This is a genomic window from Vibrio sp. 1249-1, from assembly GCF_033340495.1.
The window spans coordinates 1-535 of sequence record NZ_JAWOWJ010001101.1; the positions used below are offsets into that span (position 1 = coordinate 1).

General features: G+C 45.0%; 1 protein-coding gene. It reads left to right on the forward strand.

Going from position 1 to position 535, the window contains the following annotated elements; genetic code table 11:
• The coding region (locus R7Z50_RS30680) for a glycosyltransferase (protein ID WP_318150175.1) at positions 1-535 on the forward strand (535 nt) is incomplete at both ends.

A 535-nucleotide genomic window follows, 5' to 3' on the forward strand; every position in this document is an offset into this window, starting at 1 on the left:
TGGCATGGGAGTTTCAGCAACGAGCAGGGGATCTAGTCGGAATTTTAAATGGTTGCGATTACAGTGCTTGGAATCCGGAAACTGATGTTTATTTGCCAATGAACTATAGTGCCGACAAACAAAGTATGGTTCTAGGTAAAAACACTTGTAAGCGCGCATTACAGCAGAGGCTAAACCTTGCTGAAAAAGACGTAGCCATGTTTGGTATGGTTTGTCGTTTGACTCAGCAAAAAGGCGTGCATTACTTGCTGCCGGCTTTGGCGGATTTTTTGAAGCATGATGTTCAAGTCGTTGTTGTTGGGACGGGTGATCCCGTTTTGGCTGCACAATTGGAAGAGGTTGCGGCGCAATTCTCCGACAAGTTTGTATTTGTTGAGGCGTATGACAATGAACTCGCGCATTTAGTTGAAGCTGGTTCGGATTTCTTCTTAATGCCTTCTGAATTCGAACCATGTGGCTTAAATCAGATCTACAGCATGGCTTACGGCACCTTGCCTATTGTGAGAGGGGTAGGTGGCTTAAAAGACAGTGTGAA